Origin of the sequence: Parasediminibacterium schistidii (genome assembly GCF_046546515.1) — a bacterium.
GTDB lineage: Bacteria > Bacteroidota > Bacteroidia > Chitinophagales > Chitinophagaceae > Parasediminibacterium.
The window spans coordinates 1-21,525 of sequence record NZ_JBKHKJ010000045.1 but is presented as its reverse complement, the minus strand read 5'-3'; the positions used below and the strand labels follow the sequence as shown (position 1 = coordinate 21,525).

The 21,525-nt window shown below is 42.9% G+C and carries 11 protein-coding genes; 4 read left to right on the top strand and 7 right to left on the bottom strand.

Annotated elements, in window-relative coordinates; translation table 11 throughout:
- Positions 1–107: 107 nt before the first annotated feature.
- The gene (locus ACHFIY_RS17930; RefSeq protein WP_410847500.1) at positions 108–1,754 is read right to left on the bottom strand and encodes a T9SS type A sorting domain-containing protein; all 1,647 of its coding nucleotides are present in this window, start codon (positions 1,752–1,754) and stop codon (positions 108–110) included.
- A 1,064-nt stretch (positions 1,755–2,818) separates the two neighbouring features.
- Here ACHFIY_RS17930 and hemL point away from each other — a divergent pair.
- Positions 2,819–4,108 (top strand): glutamate-1-semialdehyde 2,1-aminomutase, encoded by a 1,290-nt coding sequence (gene hemL, locus ACHFIY_RS17925; protein ID WP_410847499.1) that lies wholly within the window; start codon positions 2,819–2,821, stop codon positions 4,106–4,108.
- 25 nt (positions 4,109–4,133) lie between these two features.
- On the opposite strand, the gene ACHFIY_RS17920 is transcribed toward hemL, so the two are convergent.
- Positions 4,134–6,488, bottom strand: coding sequence for a glycoside hydrolase family 31 protein (locus ACHFIY_RS17920; protein WP_410847498.1), 2,355 nt, complete (start codon positions 6,486–6,488; stop codon positions 4,134–4,136).
- 221 nt (positions 6,489–6,709) lie between these two features.
- On the opposite strand from ACHFIY_RS17920, the gene ade reads away from it, so the two are divergent.
- On the top strand, positions 6,710–8,392 hold the full coding sequence (ade, locus tag ACHFIY_RS17915; RefSeq protein WP_410847497.1) for an adenine deaminase: 1,683 nt from the start codon (positions 6,710–6,712) through the stop codon (positions 8,390–8,392).
- Between the two features lie 21 nt (positions 8,393–8,413).
- Positions 8,414–8,866: a GNAT family N-acetyltransferase gene (locus ACHFIY_RS17910; RefSeq protein WP_410847496.1), complete on the top strand. Its 453-nt coding sequence runs from the start codon at positions 8,414–8,416 to the stop codon at positions 8,864–8,866.
- Between the two features lie 322 nt (positions 8,867–9,188).
- Here the strand turns inward: ACHFIY_RS17910 and rnc are convergent, their stop codons facing one another.
- The 3 genes from rnc to ACHFIY_RS17895 form a co-directional block, all read right to left on the bottom strand.
- A complete protein-coding gene (gene rnc / locus ACHFIY_RS17905) occupies positions 9,189–9,905 on the bottom strand; it encodes a ribonuclease III (RefSeq protein ID WP_410847495.1) in 717 nt (238 codons plus the stop codon).
- Positions 9,906–9,913: 8 nt separating this feature from the next.
- On the bottom strand, positions 9,914–11,167 hold the full coding sequence (gene fabF / locus ACHFIY_RS17900) for a beta-ketoacyl-ACP synthase II (RefSeq protein ID WP_410847494.1): 1,254 nt from the start codon (positions 11,165–11,167) through the stop codon (positions 9,914–9,916).
- A 92-nt stretch (positions 11,168–11,259) separates the two neighbouring features.
- Positions 11,260–11,496 carry an acyl carrier protein gene (locus tag ACHFIY_RS17895; RefSeq protein ID WP_410847493.1) on the bottom strand — a complete coding sequence of 79 codons (237 nt, stop codon included), beginning with the start codon at positions 11,494–11,496 and terminating at the stop codon, positions 11,260–11,262.
- A 1,044-nt stretch (positions 11,497–12,540) separates the two neighbouring features.
- Between ACHFIY_RS17895 and ACHFIY_RS17890 the strand changes: the two genes are divergently transcribed.
- Entirely contained in the window at positions 12,541–13,461 is a 921-nt protein-coding gene (locus tag ACHFIY_RS17890) for a PfkB family carbohydrate kinase (RefSeq protein WP_410847492.1), read from the top strand.
- Between the two features lie 428 nt (positions 13,462–13,889).
- On the opposite strand, the gene ACHFIY_RS17885 is transcribed toward ACHFIY_RS17890, so the two are convergent.
- Positions 13,890–14,135 (bottom strand): hypothetical protein, encoded by a 246-nt coding sequence (locus ACHFIY_RS17885; protein WP_410847491.1) that lies wholly within the window; start codon positions 14,133–14,135, stop codon positions 13,890–13,892.
- 63 nt (positions 14,136–14,198) lie between these two features.
- Positions 14,199–20,618, bottom strand: coding sequence for an RCC1 domain-containing protein (locus ACHFIY_RS17880; protein ID WP_410847490.1), 6,420 nt, complete (start codon positions 20,616–20,618; stop codon positions 14,199–14,201).
- Positions 20,619–21,525: the final 907 nt, after the last annotated feature.

Sequence of the window (21,525 nt, the reverse complement as noted above, 5' to 3'; positions counted from 1 at the left end):
CTAAACTTTCGGGAAGTTGCCGTTTATGTCCAGCAGGAAGAACGAAGCGAAGGGTACATACCACAGGCACGCACCTTTCAATTCTTTTATTGCATTATTCAATTCATTTATTGTTTTACAAACTTCAATGTAGTGGTTGCTCCTGATGCAGTACCCACCCTTATGTAGTAAATACCTATTGGCAACTCACTGATATTGATGGTTGGGTTGCTGGCATTACCTAGTTTTTTTGTAAGTAGGGTTTTGCCCAACACATCCTGCAGCAAAACCTCGTTTACTTGCGTACCTTGTATGGTTACGATGTCTTTTGCAGGGTTTGGGTAAAGAGATAAGTGCGTATTTGCAATGGAGATAGCTATGGTTTTGCTGTAAGTATACAATCCATCTTTGTCTACTATTTCCAAACGGTAATACACCATACTCGCATCAGGCAAATAATCATCTGCAAAACGATAACTTCCCGCACCCGTGGTTTTTACGGTGCCTATATTTATAAATGCAGTACCATTGGCACTACGTTGAATAGTAATATGCGAAACATTTACCTCGTTTGCGGTTTGCCAGTTTACAAACACCTGGTTACTTTCTTTATTGGCTGTAAAAGAAACCAAGCTAAGTGGCAATACACTTGGGCAAGCAACCCCTACCGGACTGTTTTGCTGTTTATTATTTCCAATACCTAATTGCCCATAACCATTCCATCCCCAAGCCCATAAACTGCTATCAGTTTTTTGGGCAATAGTACAATTATCCCCACCAGCCACCGATTGCCAGTCGGTATCACCGCCTATTTGCATAGGGATGTTTTGGCCGATAGTATTTCCATTGCCTAATTGCCCAAAACCATTATATCCCCAAGCCCATAAACTGCCATCGGTTTTTAGGGCGATGGTATGATATGTCCCGCCAGCCACCGATTGCCAGTTGGTAGCACTACCTATTTGCACAGGGCTGTTTTGGTCGGTCATATTTCTATTACCTAATTGCCCAGAAACATTATATCCCCAAGCCCATAAACTGCCATCGGTTTTAAGGGCAATGGTATGATTATACCCACAAGCCACGAATTGCCAATTGGTAGCATTGCCTATTTGTAGAGGGCTGTTTTGGCTGCTCGTATTCCCAATACCTAATTCTCCATTAGTATTATTTCCCCAAGCCCATAAACTGCCATCGGTTTTAAGGGCAATGGTATACTGATCCCCACAAGCCACCGATTGCCAGTTGGTAGCACTGCCTATTTGCACAGGGCTGTATTGGACAGAAGTATTTCCATTACCTAATTCTCCATAAGCATTACGTCCCCAAGCCCATAAACTGCCATCGGTTTTTAGGGCAATGGTATGATATGTCCCACAAATCACCGACTTCCAATTGATAGCACTGCCTATTTGCACAGGGCTGTTTTGGTCGGTCATATTTCCAACACCTAATTCCCCACTATTATTATATCCCCAAGCCCATAAACTGCCATCGGTTTTAAGGGCAATGGTATGATAACCACCACAAGCAACCGATTGCCAGTTGGTATCACTGCCTATTTGCACAGGGCTATTTTGACTGGTCGTATTTCCAATACCTAATTGCCCCAAAGCATTATACCCCCAAGCCCATAAACTGCCATTGGCAGCAATGGCAACGGTGTGATTGGCTACTGGGGAACTGGCAATTGCTTTCCAGCATTGTGCATTTAATTGGGTGGTGCTTATACATGCTACAAGGCAAAGGAGGGTTGTGTAAATTGTTTTTTTCATTTAGTTTAAATTTTTGTTAGCCTATTTCCCCTTTTCGGGTTGTATAGGGTTTGCTTGTTTATAAAAGTCCTACAATCTTTCTTTATAGGGTTTGGTTATTTGCTGCAGTAGGGTAGTGGCATAATAGATGTTTTGATGGTTAATTAACAGAAGCAAATTAACCATAATCTTGCTACACAAAACATTTTTTAAGGATTAATTTTCTTGTCATTACTCACCACATGGTTTAATTAAAAGGAAAAGATAGCGACTCCTATGTTTTCTCTCTTTTTTTCGCTTAAAACTATGTGGCTATGTGCCTATGTGGTGAAAAAGACTTAAGTAGTAACCATTCTTTTTCAGCTGAGCATGATGTTAGCATAGCGCATCTTGCCTGAACAGATAAATGGGATTTTTAATCCCTACAAGTGTAGGTATACGCGGGTGCATAAAACTTTTTCGCTTTGTCCTGATACCTCCCCCAATCTTTAAAAACCTTATCTTTGTTTAGAAATGCACCTGATACAAACTAATTACAAAACTAGTGTCTTGGCATCTTAATCGTAGCTCTTTTTTTACTAATATTAAAATAGTTTTAGTGCCAAAATTTGGTGTTGCGTTTATGGATGTAAAATACGCACAAATCAAGCACAAAATGAGCATAAATCACGCATAAAATACGCACAAATTACTCAAAAAATAAGCACAAATCACGCACAAAAATTTGATGTTATTGTTGATAATCAATGGCTTACAAGGGTGGCAACGATTTTTGAAAAAAGAAACAGCGTAAAAACCCCACAAAAATGGCAAAACTGAAACTATTTTAATAAAAAGCGAGATAAAAAATATATTATTAAAAATATGCAAATATTTTCCCCTTACCCTGTTCCTGTTACCTTTTCCTTTGGGTAACTTGTCCCGTCTTTCGGGAGTGGTGAGGTTGGGCTGGGTTGATTTTTTAATAAAAACAGTTAAAAAAAATTTTGCACCCAATCAGCAAATAGGCAACATTTTTTTTCCTCTTTGTGTTACTTTGTGCTTTCGTGCCTTTGTGGCGATATTTGTACCTCAAAATTTCTATAATGGATATTAGTAATAGCAAGTCTTTGTTTTCCCGTGCGCAGTTGTCAATACCGGGTGGGGTTAACTCGCCTGTACGGGCTTTTAAGAGTGTAGGTGGTACACCCTTGTTTATTAAACATGCCAAAGGGGCTTATTTATACGATGTAGATGGCAACAAATACATAGACTATATCGCTTCTTGGGGGCCTATGATTTTAGGTCATGCCTATGAACCTGTGGTAAAAGCCATACAGGAACAGGCGGTGTTTTCTACCTCTTACGGTGCGCCCACAGAGTTGGAAATTAAAATGGCGGAACTGATTAGGAGCATGGCTCCTAATGTGGATTTGATACGCATGGTAAGTAGCGGTACCGAAGCTTGTATGAGTGCCGTAAGGGTAGCAAGGGGCTATACAGGTCGTAATAAAATCATCAAGTTCGAGGGTTGCTATCATGGTCATGCGGATAGCTTTTTGGTAAAAGCAGGTAGTGGCGTAGCTACTTTCAATATACAAACGGTGCCGGGCGTAACTGCCGGTGTATCGAACGATACACTTACCTGTGCCTATAACGACTTGGAGGCTGTAGAACGTTTGGTAAGCGAGAACCCCAATGAAATTGCCGCCATTATTATAGAAGCGGTTGCCGGTAATATGGGCTGCATTTTACCCAAAGAAGGTTTCCTAAAAGGCTTACGCAAAATTTGCGACGACCATAATATCGTTTTGATTTTTGATGAGGTAATGACAGGCTTCCGCTTGGCTTTAGGTGGTGTACAAGAGAAATTAGGCATAGATGCTGATTTGGTTACCTATGGCAAAGTAATTGGCGCAGGTATGCCTGTAGGTGCTTTTGGCGGCAAAAGGCATATCATGGAAATGGTATCTCCATTGGGCAATGTGTATCAGGCTGGTACGCTTAGCGGCAACCCAATTGCTATGATTGCTGGATATACACTTCTCACTATCCTAAAAGAACAGCCTGAAATATTAGCAGAGCTAGATGCCAAGACTTTGTACCTAAAAGAAGGCTTGGAGAGGGTTTTAAAAGCATCGGGCACGCCTTATGTCATTAACCATCTAGGTTCTATGATTAGCGTGCATTTTAGTGAGCATCCGGTTACTGATTTTGCCAGTGCTGCAGCAGCTAATAACAATCTGTTTAAGAAATATTTTCATGCAATGCTTAACCGTGGCATTTACCTGCCGCCAAGTGCTTTTGAAAGCTGGTTCTTAAACAATGCACTTAGCTATGAAGATTTGAACAAGACCATTGCAGCTACGGAAGAAAGTTTGAAGGAGATATTGTAGGAAGGGGCAAGTAGTTTGCTTCCCTCTACATCCTCACTTCCACCTTCAAATCCTTGCCCACAAATTCCACGGGAAAGCTTAATGTATTGTTGGCCGTCAAAGGCGGAAGCTGTTGGGCAATACCGTTTACTAATACCGTTTTGCAAGGCATTGCTTGTTGTATAGATAAGGTAATGGTCTGCTTGGCAGGCTTGCCAATATAAGTTCCATTGTTGGAATGTATGGTGAATGAATAGCCTTTGCCAGCGAGAGTTTTGGCAGTAAAATTAATTAATTCATACTGCTCGGTGGCAATGGCGTTTTTATTTTTACTTGTGCCATCATCCATATACAAGCTATAAGCAGATGCCGTAGTAGAGGGGTAGTAATTGATGGTGAGTTTGTCTTTTTCTATATCTACCGTATTGCTAAAAATAGAATCTGCATATTGTGGCAACAGGGTGCCAGCCTTTACATATATAGGAATAGCATCTAATGATACTGACTGGCTAAAGCGGTTTTTACCCTCCACTATCTCGTTGGTTTGGTAGTTGTACCAAATGCCATGCGGCAAATACACGCTACGGGTAGTATCATTTTTTCCAAGCACTGGTGCTACTATCATGTTCTCGCCCCAATAATATTCGTCGTTGGCATTGTAGGCTGCCGTGTCAGTTGGGTTTTCGTAATACAATGGCCGCATCAACGGTTGTTTGTTTATCGCTTGCTGGTATGCCAATGTATAGTTGTAGGCTAGGAAGCGGTAACGTTGGTTGATGACGCTTTTGGCTATTGTTTTGTATGGTTCTGCAATTAAGGCTGCCTCGCTTGGGAAGCTAAAAGCCGCTTTTTCTATTTCGTACAAAGCCGTGCCATGCGGCCGGAAAATGGGGGTGAAAGCCGCCATCTGCAACCAACGGATGTATAGTTCATTATCTCCCTCTCCACCCGCAAAGCCACCTGCATCGCTGTGTACATAAGGCACGCCGCTCATGCTCATGCCTAGCAAAACGGGCAACTGGGCTTTCAATCCACCCCAACTACGGCTTACATCGCCCGTCCATGGGAATATGCTATACCGCTGCGTGCCGGCAAAGCCGCTACGGTTCAGGCTGAATAAACGCTTATTGGGGAAGTCGGTGGCGTATTTGTCAAACAGCATCTTTGTCCAGTTGTGGCCATATATATTGTGTACTTCATCTGCGCTAAACAAGCGTAAAAAGCCTTTGTCTTTGAGGTTATGGAACATTTTCGTTGGGTGCATTTCGGGTTCGCCTAAATCGCCCCACCATGCTTCAACGCCCATGTCCATTTGCTTTTTATAGTATTGCCAAAACCAATCTTTGGCATCTTTCCTAAAAATATCTATTAGGCCTGCATTGCCAAAATAGAAATCGGGAATTTGATAAGGCTTACCCAAACTATCCGTAGCCAGAAAAGGCTGTGCACTATTGTAGGCCAATGTGTTTTTTACTACAAAAGGCTCAGTTACCAATATAGTATTTACATTGTTTTTCCTGAAATTGGCTATCATGCTTTTGGGGTCTGGCCATTTGGTTTTTTTTACCCAGTCTAGGTTGCCCATGCTGTTCTTGATGCTGTCGCCAAACCAGAATAGGTCAAATATCACTGCATCTACGGGTATATTATCGGCTTTCATTTTGCCATAAATATCCTCCACCTGTGCTTCGCTGGTATAGCCAAAACGGCTCATCAGGTTGCCCAATGCCCATCTTGGGGGTAAGGGTTGCGTGCCTGTAAGGCTATAATAGCTTTGCAGTATTTCTTTGTAATTACTCCCCACTATAAGGTACACAGCCAATGCCCCGCTTTTGGCGCCATATTCAAAAATGCTGCTTTCTGTTTTGCCTATATCCACATAGCTTCTAGAAGGGTTGTCGAAAAACAAAGCGTAGCCTTTGGATGAAGTGAAGAAGGGTACACTGTAATTCAAATGGTCTGCACCCTCGCCATAGCCATACCATGGGGCATTGTATAAGTCAAGCCTGTAGCCACGCCTGTTTAGTGGCAAAGCCCTTTCGCCCCCTCCAAAAATTTGTTCGTCTTTGGTTAAGGCAAAACGGAAACCACGGTAGTCGCCGGTGTTGTGTGTGCCTTTCAACCATAATTTATGGGCAATCACTATGGTCTCGCCTTTTTTTTCTATATTAGGCATCACTTTCGCAGAAGGTTTCAGTATTACTGCATCGCTTAGGTTTTCATTGGTGGTATAGCCTTTTGGCTGAAAGGTTATTTTTATAATGTTTGGTGTTACTTGCTGAAAGCTACATTTGCTGTTGCCAAGTGCAACAATTGTGGTATTGCCGATGTTTTTAGTTTGTGTAAAGCCATTAACAGCTATGATAAATAGAGCAGGCAATAAAAGGTATATCCGTTTCATGTAGCAATCGTATTTTAGTATAAAAGTAATGGATTCTCGTCTGAACCTGGATTATTAGGATGTCTGAACGAGAATTTATAGGTTAAGAATGTCTGAACCAGGATTTATAGGATTTAGGTGATTAACAGGATTTAATGCCTTCGCTTATCCCTTTAATCCCAATAATCCCCAAAAATCACGGTTCAGACAAAAAAATAGACTCATTTAAAAAGACAAATAAAATGCCCACGCATTCATTCAGTATCACAGGAAATTTGGTTGACATACCTAAAAAAGAAATTTACCCTGCGGAGGTAGTGGTTACAGATGGCAAGATAACATCGGTTAACCGTTTACCGTTGACAGTTGACAGTGAAACCCCATCGGTCAACGGTGAACGGGTAACTGTGAACGGTTTCATCCTCCCTGGCTTTATTGATAGCCATGTGCATATTGAAAGCAGTATGTTGGTGCCTACAGAATTTGCCAAGATTGCGGTGGTACATGGCACAGTTGGTACTATCAGCGACCCGCACGAGATAGCCAATGTATGTGGCATGGAAGGCGTTGAGTTTATGATTGAGAATGGCAAACAGGTAAATTTCAAGTTCAATTTTGGTGCGCCTAGCTGTGTGCCAGCCACCATATTTGAAACGGCAGGTGCTGCGTTGGATAGTGCACAAGTCCGCCAATTGCTGGGAAAACCAGAAATAAAATACCTGAGTGAAATGATGAATTTCCCAGGGGTATTATTTAAGGATGAGGAAGTGATGAAGAAAATTGCCGCTGCGCATGAACTAGGCAAACCCGTGGATGGCCATGCCCCGGGTTTAATGGGCGAAACAGCCAAGCAATATATTGATGCGGGTATTTCTACCGACCATGAGTGCTTTACGGCAGAGGAAGCATTGGACAAACTAGGCTATGGCATGAAAATATTAATCAGGGAAGGTAGTGCCGCCAAAAATTTTGAAGCATTGATTGGTTTGATGCACGATTATTCAGATAACATGATGTTTTGCAGCGATGACAAGCACCCTGATAGTTTGGTAGAAGGCCACCTAAATCAAATTTGCGCCAGGGCTGTCGCCAAAGGGATAGATGTGTTTAAAGTATTGCAAGCAGCCTGCATAAACCCTGTTGAGCATTATAAACTAGACGTGGGTTTATTGAAGGAAGGTGATTATGCAGACTTCATTGTTGCGGACGATTTGGTCAATTTCAATATCAGCAAAACATATATTAATGGCGAGTTGGTAGCCGCCGATGGCAAATCATTTATTACGACACTGCCATGCACCCCTATTAACAAGTTTGAGTGCGACTTGATAACTGCTGACCAATTGGCATTGGCTGTTGAAGCATACCCATCGGAAGATGGTAAAATACCTGTGATAGAAGCTTTAGAAGGGCAATTGATTACCAATAAATTATTGCTTGCCCCAACTATTGTAGATGGGAAGATGGTAAGTAATGTGGAAGATGACATACTGAAAATGGTAGTGGTGAACCGATACCACAATGCCCCTATTGCAACTGCTTTTATCAAGAATTTCAATTTAAAAAAAGGGGCTTTGGCTTCTTCCGTGGCACATGATAGCCACAATATTGTTGCCGTAGGTGTAGATGACGAAAGCCTTGCCGCAGCCATCAATATGGTAATAAAAGAAAAAGGGGGTGTAAGTGCCGTAGATGCAAGTAAGGAATTAGTATTAGGCTTGCCTGTAGCTGGCTTGATGAGTGCTGATGACGGTTACAAAGTTGCCGAAACCTACACTGCTATTGATAAGTTTGTAAAAGAAACATTGGGCAGTACATTGGCTGCACCTTTTATGACGTTGAGTTTTATGGCCTTGCTAGTAATCCCACACTTAAAACTAAGCGACAAAGGCTTGTTTGATGGAGACAAGTTTGCTTTTTTGTAAATATATTAATAAATGTCACCGATGCTTACCTTTATAAAAACAGACTCTACCAATAAAGATTTCATCTATTTGGTGAAATTCCTTGATGCAGACTTGGCCATCAGGGATGGTAACGAACATGCTTTTTACCAGCAGTTCAATAAGATAGACATGTTAAAGCATGTGGTGGTTGCTTATATAGACGGGCAACCCGTAGGCTGTGGTGCCATTAAAGAATTTGAGCCTGCCTCAATGGAAGTAAAACGGATGTATGTTTCTCCTGGGTACAGGGGCAAAGGCATAGCTACCCAGCTATTGCTTGCCTTGGAAAACTGGGCTGCTGGATTAGGTTATGCAAAATGCGTGCTTGAAACTGGGATAAGGCAACCAGAAGCCATTAGCCTTTACCTAAAAAATGGGTATAGCATCACCCCAAATTATGGCCAGTACATAGGGGTGGAGAATAGTGTTTGTTTTGAGAAATTGGTGCAATAAATGCAAATGTTTTTGCTTAATTTGGCTTTAAAGTTTTGTTATCTCAACTATCGAATTAAAAGAACAACTAATCCAGCAAATCAATAAAACCGAGGATGACCATATTTTTAAGAGATATTACGACTACTCAATATTGGATGGGGTTCAGTTGATACAGGCTTCTATAAAGTAAATGATGAGCAAAAAAAGGCTATTCATATGGCTCGTTTGCAAATACAACAAGGCCATTCACTTACACACGATGAATCAAACAAAGAAATAGTGGAATGTCTAAACCAATAATTTGGTCTGAAAGGGCAGAAATAAACAAAAAAGAAATTTACTACAACCCCAACTTTTCTATTGCACTAATGGCTGCTGCCTGGCTAGCATCTTTTTTATTGAAGCCCTTGCCTTGCGAAAGTATTTCGCCGTCTAAAACTGTATTGATAATAAATACCCTGCGGCTTCCTTCTAACTTTTCTTCATTCAGGTCGAATGTGAGGCTATGGTTGTTTTTGCTTGCCCAGCCTATTAGTTTATTTTTCAAGTTAATGTCTATTAGTTCCAGGTCATCTACAAACATGTGGGGGATGATGATTTGTTTCAGCACCCATGTTTGGGTTTTCCTATATCCCTTGTCTAGGTAAACAGCACCAACAATAGCTTCCAAAGTATTGCCAAAAATATTGCTGTTTTTTAGGGCACTGTCTAGCTTATTAAACAGGGCAATTTTTTTAATGCCCATTTTCACGGCTATGTCGTTTAGCTGCTGGCGGTTTACCATTTTGCTGCGCATCTCAGTCAAAAAGCCTTCGCCTTTGTAGGGGTAGCGTTTAAAAAGGTAATCGGCCACAATAGCACTGAGGATGGCATCGCCCAAATATTCAAGCCGCTCGTTGTTTTCCTCTGGCAATTCCTTTACGCTCCTATGGCTAAGCGCAGCAGTGTAAACATGAATATTATCTGGCTTTATGCCTAAAACATTATGGATACCCTTTTTGAATGACTTAGCCGATGCGTTTTTATCCTTATTAAAAAATTGTTGTAGTATCTGCACAAGCGTTATTAGGCTATGTATTTTTTCACGATTACACAGGCATTGTGCCCGCCAAACCCAAATGTATTGCTTAATGCCGCATTTACCACTTTCTTTTCTGCCTTATTGAAAGTGAAGTTTAAATTAGGGTCTAAAGCAGGGTCATCGGTAAAGTGGTTGATGGTCGGCGGTACAATGTCATAAATCACACTATTGATGCATGCAATAGCTTCTATAACGCCTGCTGCGCCAAGGCAATGGCCAGTCATAGATTTAGTGCTGCTGATATTAAGCTTATAAGCATGTTGGCCAAATACTTGTGTAATGGCTTTTACTTCTGCACCATCACCCATTGGGGTAGAAGTTCCGTGCGTGTTAATATAGTCAATGTCTTCTGCTCTCATACCCGCATCTTTCAATGCAGCTATCATTACATTTTTTGCGCCCAACCCTTCTGGATGTGGGGCAGTTAAATGATAGGCATCGGCTGTAGCACCGCCACCAGCAATTTCGCAGTATATTTTTGCCCCACGCTTTATGGCGTGTTCATATTCTTCCAGTACCACTACACCTGCTGCTTCGCCCATTACAAAACCATCACGGTCTTTGTCATAAGGCCTGCTGGCAATTTGTGGGTTGTCGTTGCGCTCGCTCATGGCTTTCATGGCGTTAAAGCCACCAATGCCCGCTGCGCTGATAACTGCTTCAGATCCACCGGTAAGTACCACATCAGCTTTCCCCAACCTAATAGTATCGAATGCCGATATAATGCCATTGGTACTGCTTGCGCAAGCACTAACCACAGCATAGTTAGGCCCACGGAAACCATGCCGCATAGATATATGCCCTGCCGCAATATCCAATATCATCTTGGGTATAAAGAATGGGTTGAACCTAGGTGTGCCATCGCCATTTGCAAAATGGACAACTTCTTCCTGAAAGGTAATTAGCCCACCAATGCCACTGGCAAATATTACGCCTACCCTGTCCACATCAACATTTTCGCTGCTGATGCCGGCATCTTTTACAGCCATGTCGCTTGCCACAACGGCAATTTGTGCAAACCTGTCCAGTTTCCTGGCTTCCTTGGTGTTCATGTGGGCAGTGGGGTCGAAACCCTTTATCTCACATGCAAAGCGTGTTTTAAATTTCGATGCGTCAAAATTTGTAATCATGCCAGCACCCGATACCCCATCAACAAGGTTTGCCCAAAAGTCATCTACATTATTGCCCAAGGGCGTTAATGCGCCCATGCCTGTAACTACAACTCGCTTCAGTTCCATAACAGTTAAAACCTGTTTAAGTGAAAATCCGCCACGATGATGGCAAAAGCCCCAGCACTGGCGGATTAAAATATTGCTTCGGTAGATAAATCCTACTTAGCGTTTTCTTCTAGGTAAGCTACTGCTTGACCAACTGTTGTGATGGTTTCAGCTTGCTCATCAGGGATTGAAATGTTGAATTCTTTTTCAAATTCCATGATTAATTCAACGGTATCTAAAGAGTCTGCACCAAGATCGTTAGTGAAAGAGGCTTCGTTTGTAACCTCTGCTTCGTCTACACCTAATTTGTCTACGATGATTTTTTTTACTCTAGTTGCGATGTCTGACATTGTAATAATTTTTTTGTTACGGCAGCAAAAATATACTTTTTGACAAATCCGCAATGTTTTAAATAAATTTTGTTTTAGGGTGCAATATTACGCCTTTAAATAGTAGCAGCTGATTGATAATTATATATCCAAAATGTTCATCTTTAAAACCTTAGTTTATTGTAGGTAACATTAATGGCTTTGTAAAGTCGCCTACGTTACTATTCAATCATGAATATGCATTTTTGCCACAAAGGCACAAAATACACGAAGAAACACGAAGGTTAAAAGGGGGCATTTCAAATCTTCGCCTTTTATTTCCCTGTTTTATTTATCAGCAATAAATATAATTGATGGCAATAGCCGCATAAACCCTTCAACCTCGCCCCAACCCGACCTCACCCCAACCCTCTCCAAAGAGAAAGAGCAAGAACAAACGAGGGAATAAGAAGAACTAAGCGAACATTTGAAATGGATTTTATTCTTCTTTTTCTGTGATTTATTTTTTTTTCGAGCCTTCCTTTTGGCTTGTAACTCATTGTTTTCAATTGTTTTATGTTTTATAAGCCTCATTTTTTATGATAATTTAAGTGAATTTTATGATAATTTATTGATAATGGAATGATAGTTTCATTATAGGAAAATGATAGTATATTGATAAGAAACTTATAAGATTTTGATAGTGAATTATCATTTTCTTAAGCCAACTAACATCCGATGCGGGGGCAAGGCCAGGATGCTACTAGTTGCTCCTTTAATACAAAACTAGCATGTATAGGCATTTATCACAAAATAAAAATCCTATATAGGGGAAAAATGCCCCCATGGGTATCCAAAATTTCCCCCATATAGGTTGCTTGTTTAACCCCAAACACTATGGGGCCATTTATGTAAATAAACCCGGATTTTGCACTGAATTAATAACACAATGGAAAATCCATTTTTAACGTTTTTGCTTAGCTTGGCAAGCTATAAAAGTGCAAAATTTTTATCCAATGCGCCTCATCGCTATAAACACAGCATAAAAACCATAGTTTCGCTGCCAAATTATAAAATAAGTTACAAATGTCTTTAGTAGTAGTGGGTTCTATGGCTTTCGATGCAATTGAAACGCCTTTTGGAAAAAGCGACAAAATAATAGGTGGCGCAGGTACTTTCATTGCTTGGTGTGCCAGCAATTTTACTGGCGTAAAACAAATCTCGGTAGTGGGTGGCGATTTCCCGCAGAGCGAACTGGATAAACTAACTGCCCGGAACGTGGTGCTAGAAGGTGTACAGATAAAAAAAGACGAAAAAACTTTTTTTTGGAGCGGCCGCTACCACATGGATATGAACACCCGTGATACTTTGGTAACCGAACTGAATGTACTTGGCGACTTTAAGCCAGTAGTGCCAGAAAGCTACCAAGACTGCGAGTTTTTGATGCTTGGCAACCTAGCACCTTCCGTTCAAAGCAGCGTGATAGAGCAACTGAAAAGCAAGCCAAAGTTGATAGTAATGGACACCATGAACTTTTGGATGGACATTGCCCTTGACGATTTGAAGAAAACCCTAAGCATGGTAGATGTACTGATGGTAAATGACAGCGAGGCTAGGCAATTAAGCGGCGATTATTCCTTGGTACGTGCAGCACAAAAAATTGCTGAAATGGGACCAAAGTTTATCATCATCAAAAAGGGGGAGCATGGCGCATTGTTGTTTCACGAAAATAAAGTGTTTTCTGCCCCAGCATTGCCTTTGGAAGAAGTATTTGATCCAACAGGTGCTGGCGATACGTTTGCAGGCGGCTTTATAGCGCACCTTGCCAAAACAAAAGACATCAGTTTCGAAAATATGAAAACGGCCATTATTGTTGGTAGTGCCATGGCTAGCTTTGCCGTTGAAAAATTTGGCACGGAACGCCTAAGGGCATTGACAAAAACTGAAATTACAGAAAGGATTAAGCAGTTTGTAAACCTGTCTTCTTTTGATATCAGCTTGGTTTAAGTTTTTTTGCTAGAAAGGCTCAAAAAATATTTATTTAATGCCCAAATTTTTGTCTGGGCATTTTTATTCCTTGTAATATTTTAAAATAATTTTCCCATTTGCGGAGTAATGGACAAAATTGATGCTATTTTCTGAGTTCCAATGCCTTAAAAAACTCATACAATACTTGCCAGTACTGCATTTTAGATGTTTTTTTGTAATCAATATTCTATTGGAAATACTTTGATTGCTTAAAACACAATGCTAGCCTTAATTACAGGGAATTTGAGCATCAATTTTGTCCATTACCCCCCATTTGCTAATAAAGCTTTTTTCATTTTATCAGCCTATTTGCTCATTTATTTGTACCCTTAAATACAAGGACGACTAGTAAAGATATGGAACTAAACATATTTATGCACCCTTTAGCTACCCTTATCCCTACCCTATTAAGTGTTCACTTTTTTTATCCGCTTTGCTGCATAGCCCACTCCAGAAGCGAGCAATACCAAGCTCATCCCACCATCAAAAGGCACGGTTGGGCCACTACTGCCTGCGCCTCCTGCACCTGGTATGCCACCGCCAGTACCCCCTGTACCGGGTGCACTGCCGCCACTGCCAAACTGTGCATCCACCGTTATGGTTGCCGTTATGGCTATTGCCAATAATAACAAATTAAGTCCTTTATTTTTCATATATAATTTTTTAAAATTTCTAGTAGTTGGTGATACATCAACTACTAGAAAAATTATCAATTGTCAATTATTAATGATCAATTTCGTTTGGTAAACAAACCCTTGCCCGCTCACTTTGACGGTGTAAACCCCATTTGCTAGGTTCTTGTTTAAGGAAACCAACTGTTGCAATGTGCCGCCAATGTGCGACACGGTTTTTGCTATTGCTTGCCTGCCATCGGCTGCATATAGCGCAACTACATATTTTCCACTGGCTAGGTTGGATAGTTTAACTGTGAAGCTTTTGCCTGTTACAGGGTTAGGATAAAGGCTAATGGTTGTACGTTCTACGTTATACGTTGTAAGTAGTACCACATTGCTGTAGGCTATGCTGCCATCTTTTCCGGTTGCCTTTATGCGGTAGTAAACAGTGCCTGCTGCCACGCTGCTGTCAGCATAGCGGTAGGTTGCGGCTGCTGTGTTCTTGGATGCTGCCGTGCCGATGCTGGCATAGCTTATGCCATCCACTGATTTCTCCACTGTGTAGCTTGCCAAGTTGCTTTCATTGGCAGTTGTCCATCCTACATTCACGTTGCTGCCTTGTTGCACTGCTGTTGCCGCCACGAATTGCAAAGGCAATACTGTTGGCTTGAACACGATGCTGAAACGGTTGGTATAAGTGTCTGCATTGCTGGTAACGACAAAGCTAAACGTGCTGCTGTTGCTGATGGCTGTTTGCGTGACTAAGTATTTGTCCACTAGATAAGCTGCCAAGCCAGGTGCTGCAAACTCGGCTGCGCTTATTTGCAGCTTGTATGTGTTGCCAGCTTTCAGTTGGGCAAATTCAAGTGGTATATTGTCGCTGCTGGTTGGCAGCGGCAAGCCGTCTATGCAGAGAGCCTTGCCAGCATCTGGGATAAATATGTTCTCGCCATTGCCGTACATTTTCTTGGAGTCTTCCTTTCCATAGCTTTTGGCAAAGCCGCTGCCGAACACGGCCACTGCACCATCCAGGTTGTCTGTGCCTTTCCATAGGCTTATGGCAATCCTGTTCACCGCCGCTGTGCCAAACACCGCTGTTTTTGTGCTGCCAATAACCTTGTCGTTCTCGGTTATCACGAGTTGGCGGGTGTTGGTTATATTGCTGTCCGTGAATACCCAGAACGCCTGACCTGGCTGTATGTACTGATTTATCTTGGACGAAGCAGGGTTGCTATTGGTGTTTGCAAACGCATTATATGCCACTGGCACTTGGTAAGCGCCGTTGAGGAAAGTTGGGTCCACATACCAGTAGCTGTTGCTGAGGTTGGTCTTGCTCAATCCTGCCCAGTCGATGACTGCCGCATAAGGGTTTGCTATCAAAGTGCCTGTGTCGTGCAGCGGCAGAATTGAAAAGCTGGAGTTGTACGCCCCTGTGATGCCCGTGGTGGTATAGGTAACCGTTCCTGTTACCAATTGCCCCTTGGTGCGTATGGTGGTGGCACTGTTCATCATGATGTTGGCATCGAAAGTTGCTCCGGGGTAAAGGCTTGCCGTTCTGTCGCCATATACCACGCCATAGAAGCCCTTGTAGGGGTCTAGCATCGTGGTTTTTGTATTGGTGATGGGCGAATAGGTCATGTAGCCCGTGTAGTCGTACAAGGAATTCCTGCCGCTGTCTGTCTTGTCTATGCCCGTTGCTGGGTTACTGCCGCCCGTGGTGCTTTTCTCGCCAAACACATACATGCCATAGCCAGCAGGGCTTGCGCCGCCCTCCTGCCAGTTGTCGAATATGCTGCCCGCATTATATACGCCACCTGTGCATAGCTGCCTGAAGGCTTTGTAGCCTTTGGGTATGTACCTTTCAATGGTTACATTGCCCGTAACGGTGCCTCCCACTACTCCTACAACTGCCGTGTTGGCTATGGAGGTAGACTTAAGCGTTAGGTAGCCGCCCGTGTTGAACGTGCCTGCCGTTGGCGTGAATGTGCCTGTTATGTTCAAGGCATTGCCTAGGGTTGCACTGCCCGAGGTTATGGTTACATTCTGTATGGTGTTGCTGGAGGCATCGAAATACAGCGTGCCTACTGTGCCATTTACAACAAATGAAGATGCTGCACTGCTCTTGATGCTGCCCGTGCCGCTTACGGCACCTGTAAACATAAGCGTTTTTTCATTGAGTGAAAGGCTGCCGTTTAGCACTATTGCCCCAATGGTTGTGTTGGCAGTAAGTACCGGCTGGTTGGCTGCAGCCGACGGGATGGTTACCGTATTGCTGCTAGAGGGCAAAAAATTGTTGCTCCAGTTGGTGGCCACTCCCCAGTCGGTGGATGTTGTGCCTGTCCAGGTATAGTTGGGCAATGAAGCTGTAAAAACAAACCCTGCCTTGGTAGCCGTGCCGCTGTTGGTGGTTACTATCACGCTGCCGCTGGCACCGCTGCCTACTGTCGCGGTAATGGTGCTATCGTTCTCTACTGTAAAAGTGGTGTCTTGCACGCTACCAAAACTAACGGAAGTTGCACCTGTAAACCCAGTGCCAAATATGGTTACGGTTGTGCCAATAGAGCCAGTAGTTGGGTTGAAAGAAGCAATGGTTGGCGGTACACCGCAAGCTGTTGGCACATTAGCAATAAAGTTGCCAATGCTAAACGGAGTACTGCCTACAGGCACTGTTGCCGTTGCAGTGTTATTGGAAGTATTGACAACGCATACCGTATTGTCATCACTATTTGATACATACACTTTTGTACCATCTGGGCTGGTGCTAATGGCATAAGGTCCGCTGCCAACCGCCACTGTGGCGACTACTATGTTGGTGGCGGTATTGATCACGCTTAGTGTGTTGCCGCCCGAGTTGGCAACATATACCTTCGTGCCATCTGGGCTGCCACTGATAGCAAAGGGTTTGCTACCTACATCTACCGTGGCTATTACAGAGTCATTGGCAGTGCTAACAACGCTTACCGAGCTGTCAACTTCGTTTGTTACATATACTTTTGACCCATCCGGGGTGGCAAGGATGCCGCAAGAAAAATTGCCCACCGCCACCGTAGCTATTACTGAGTCGTTGGCTGTGTTAATAACGCTTACCGTATTGTCGTAGAGGTTGGTTACATAAACCTTTGCCCCATTAGAGCTGGCAGCTAAGGCATAAGGATGGTTGCCCACCAACACGGTTGCTGCAAGGGAATTTTGCACGATATTGATAACGCTTACTGAATTATCATCATAGTTTGCCACATACACTTTCTTGCCATCTGGGCTGGCTACTATGCCATAAGGGCGCGATCCTACTGCCACGGTAGCTATTACCGAGTCGTTTGCGGTGCGGATAACGCTTACCGTATTGTCGCCATTGTTTGTTATATACACTTTTGCACCATCGGTGCTGGCACTTACGCCCAATGGGTAGCTGCCCACAGCCACGGTTGACACTACTTTGTTGATGGTGGTGTTTACTACGCTTACTGTATTGTCGGCGGAATTGGCTATGTAGGCAAGGGCAGTGTAGCCCCCACTATTATAAAAGGAACTACTACTTGCTACTGTGCCTTGTTGTGTGGTTACTTTTATATTGCCCGTTGCGTTGGCAGGTATGGTTGCCGTGATGCTGGTGGCACTGTTAACGGTAAAGGAAGTAGCAGCTTTACCCCCGATGGTTACAGCCGTTGCACCTGTAAAATTGCTGCCCGTGATAAACACCGTGGCGATTTTGCCAGGGCAGGTAGAGCTAGGCGTGAAGGAAGCAATGGTAGGCGTAACTACAAAACTAAACCCTGCTTTAGTAGCCGTGCCAGCACTTGTGGTTACGCTTATGCTGCCGCTGGCACCTATTGCTACTATTGCTTTTATGGTGCTGTCATTTACCACTGTATAGCTACTTGCTGCTGTGCCGCCAAAATTTACGGCTTTTGCGCCTGTAAACCCAGTACCCAATATGGTTACTCTAGTGCTAGCAATTGCAATAGTGGGGGAGAAAGAGGATATGGCGGGGAGTTTAAGTGTAATGGGGCAACCGATACTTACTGGGCTTTTACTATTAGTAGTTGTACCATCACCCAATTGCCCATGATCATTCCATCCCCAGGCCCAAAGACTGCCATCTGTTTCAATGGCAATGGTATGATTATATCCAGGGCTAACAAATTGCCAATTATTTGTCGAAACAATTTGTACAGGGCTAGTCCTATTGATTGCAGTTCCATCCCCTAATTCCCCTTCATTATTATTACCCCATCCCCAAAGGCTACCATTTGAATTTAAGGCAAAAGTTTGCTCGTATTTTGCATTAATAAATTGCCAGTTGGTGGCTGTGCCAATTTGTTTTGGACTATCCGCATTGGTAGTAGTACCATCGCCTAGCTCGCCCAAGCCATTGTATCCCCAAGCCCACAGGCTGCTATCTGCTTTTATAGCCATGGTATGGTTTTCCCCAGCACTTACCAATTGCCAGTTATTTGCAGTGCCAATTTGTACAGGGCTATACTCATCCGCAGTTGTGCCATTACCCAATTGCCCATTGCCATTAAATCCCCATGCCCACAAGCTGCCATCTTTTTTTATGCTTACCGTATGGTTGCCACCGGCACTTACAGATTGCCAGTTATTGGCATTGCCAATTTGTATAGGACTAGTTGCATTGTCTGTAGTGCCGTTACCTAATTGTCCGCCACTATTATGCCCCCATGCCCAAAGGGTGCCATCGGTTTTAATAGCCATATTATTGACATTTCCAGTACTGATGTCTTGCCAGTCTTTGGCTGTTCCTATTTGTATAGGGCTTGTGCTATTGTTAGTACTTCCATCCCCCAACTGTCCGCTGCCATTAAATCCCCAGGCCCACAGGGTGCCATCCGCCTTCATTGCTATCGTATGAACATTTCCCAAACTAATGCTTTGCCATTTGGTATCTGTCCCTATTCTAACGGGGTTAGTCCTATTAATAGTAGTGCCGTCCCCAAGTTGCCCATACGTGTTGTTCCCCCATGCCCAAAGGCTGCCATCGGTTTTAATTCCTACACTATGATAATATCCAGTACTAATGGCTTTCCAGCAACCAGTAGCATAAATAAATCCATTTTTTGTACCCGTGCCACCAGCCTTGGTTACGCTTACGCTGCCACTTGCACCAGTGACTATAATGGCAGTGATAGTATTGTCATTTACTACTGTAAAAGCAGTATCTGTTACGCCGCCAAAACTTACTGAAGTAGCACCTGTAAAACCAGTGCCAAATATGGTTACGGTTGTGCCAGTAGTGGCTGTTGTGGGAGTGAAAGATGTAATGGTTGGAGGTACTGGACAAGCAGTGGGTACATTGGCAATAAAATTGCCAAACGCATACAGCGCAGGCGCATACACCGTTGCTGTTACTGCGTTGCTAGACGTACTAATGACGCTTATCGTATCCTCTTCACTAGTTACATAAACTTTTGTGCCATCAGGGGTGATGCTTATACCGTACGGCCCAATCCCTACACCTATAGTTGCTATTAGCGAGTCGCTTGCTGTATTGATAACGCTTACCGAGTTGCCACCAGCATTGGCAACGTACATCCTTGTGCCATCAGGGCTGGCACAAATGGAAAACGGGTAATCCCCTACTGACACCGTGGTTGTAACGGAATCGTTGGCCGTATTAATAACGCTTACGGTGTAGTCGTCTTCGTTTGCTACATATACTTTTGTACCATCGGGGCTGGCCGTTATTCCGAAAGGAGCATTGCCCACCGCCACGGTAGCTATTGCCGAGTCGCTAGCAGTGCTGATAACGCTAACCGTATTTTCAAGGAGGTTGGTTACATAAACCTTTGCACCGTCGGGGCTGGCAGTTATGCCATATGGTGATTTGCCCACAAACACGGTTGCTATCACGGAATCGTATATGGTATTGATAACGCTTACTGTGTTGTCGCTGTAATTTGCCACATACACTTTCTTTCCATCAAGGCTAGCTACTATGCCTATTGGGGTTGAGCCCACAGCCACGGTAGCCGCCACCGTGGCTGTGGCCGTATTGATGATGCTTACCGTATTGCCGTCCTGGTTTGCAACATATACTTTTGCCCCATCTCGGCTGGTGCTTATACCTTTAGGATTACGACCCACGGCCACAGTGGATACTACTTTGTTGGTTGCAGCATTTAAGAAGCTAACCGTATTGCCAAGGCCATTTGCTAGATAGGCATAGGCAGTGTAGCCCCCAGTATTGCTAAAGGAACTAGAGGTTGTTACTGTGCCTTTGGGTGTTGTTACTTTTATAGTACCTGTTGTATTAGCAGGTATATTTATCGTGAGGAGCATGGCACTATTTACCGTAAAAGAGCTGGCGGCTTTGCCACCGATGGTTACAGCCGTTGCACCTGTAAAATTGCTGCCGGTAATAAACACAGTAGCGGTTTTGCCGGGGCAGGTAGAACTGGGCGTGAAGGAAGTGATGGTAGGTGCTTGAGCATTTGCCAAAAACATATCCTGCCATATAATGGCACAAAAACAAAGGACAACTTGTAAAAATTTTTGGTTCATGGTATCTTGATTAAAATATTATATTAAAATTGTTGGTTTCATCTCTCAAGTAGTTTCCTAATGTTCACAATTCAGTTTTGCAGCACTATTTTGCTTCACGTACCAAAAATATAGTTTTTGTATTTATGATGTTGAATCTAGTATAGGTACATTTTGCTTGTTTTGAAAAATACTGATTTGTTAGCTAAATTATTTTAAAATTTGATTCCTTCTACAATATAACAGCATTTGTGTAATTCATTTTTTTGTGGTGTTTGTGAGTACCCACCTAGCATTGCCTGCAAAGCATGATGGGCAAAGTGCAAACCTTTATAACCCATTTTCAGGGGCATTACCCGCTTGGTTTGGTTGACTTTGGACACCCAGAATTTATTTTTTAGGTGTTCCTACATCATAACTCATTGAAATACAGTATTTTATGTTTTTTAAGATGAGTGTTTTGTTAGTGATTTGTGCGTATTTTGTGAGTGATTTCCACGGAAAAGTGAGTGCTTTTTGATTGTTTTTTGAGCACGGATTTAGTTCATAATGACGTTTTTTTGTATCTTGAAGATGAGCACTCTGCGGGGCAGCGAATCAAGGCTATGGCAACCGCAGGGATTGAACCAACGAAAACAAGGGACTATATACTACAAAGTTGGAATTGATTTGGAACCCGTGCAAAAGAAAAATCCTATATGGGGGAAATTTGCCCCCATGAGTGCCCAGAAATGCCCCCCATAGTGGAAGTAAAACTATGTTACAATAATAGTTAGCACCTAAAAAAGAATTAGCCTAGAATTGGAAGAGCAGACATGAAAGTATATAGGACTTGGAGCTATTTTGGTTTATATGTAAACATAAAAAAGCCCCAAGCAAATTAATACTTGGGGCTAAATAAATATGGCAACTACCTACTCTCCCGGCG

Excerpts from the sequence above, each read along its gene's own strand:
- ACHFIY_RS17930 (WP_410847500.1), bottom strand. The coding sequence starts at position 1,754 with ATGAAAAAAACAATTTACACAACCCTCCTTTGCCTTGTAGCATGTATA.
- hemL (WP_410847499.1), top strand. The coding sequence starts at position 2,819 with ATGGATATTAGTAATAGCAAGTCTTTGTTTTCCCGTGCGCAGTTGTCA.
- ACHFIY_RS17920 (WP_410847498.1), bottom strand. The coding sequence starts at position 6,488 with ATGAAACGGATATACCTTTTATTGCCTGCTCTATTTATCATAGCTGTT.
- ade (WP_410847497.1), top strand. The coding sequence starts at position 6,710 with ATGCCCACGCATTCATTCAGTATCACAGGAAATTTGGTTGACATACCT.
- ACHFIY_RS17910 (WP_410847496.1), top strand. The coding sequence starts at position 8,414 with ATGCTTACCTTTATAAAAACAGACTCTACCAATAAAGATTTCATCTAT.
- fabF (WP_410847494.1), bottom strand. The coding sequence starts at position 11,167 with ATGGAACTGAAGCGAGTTGTAGTTACAGGCATGGGCGCATTAACGCCC.
- ACHFIY_RS17895 (WP_410847493.1), bottom strand. The coding sequence starts at position 11,496 with ATGTCAGACATCGCAACTAGAGTAAAAAAAATCATCGTAGACAAATTA.
- ACHFIY_RS17890 (WP_410847492.1), top strand. The coding sequence starts at position 12,541 with ATGTCTTTAGTAGTAGTGGGTTCTATGGCTTTCGATGCAATTGAAACG.
- ACHFIY_RS17885 (WP_410847491.1), bottom strand. The coding sequence starts at position 14,135 with ATGAAAAATAAAGGACTTAATTTGTTATTATTGGCAATAGCCATAACG.
- ACHFIY_RS17880 (WP_410847490.1), bottom strand. The coding sequence starts at position 20,618 with ATGAACCAAAAATTTTTACAAGTTGTCCTTTGTTTTTGTGCCATTATA.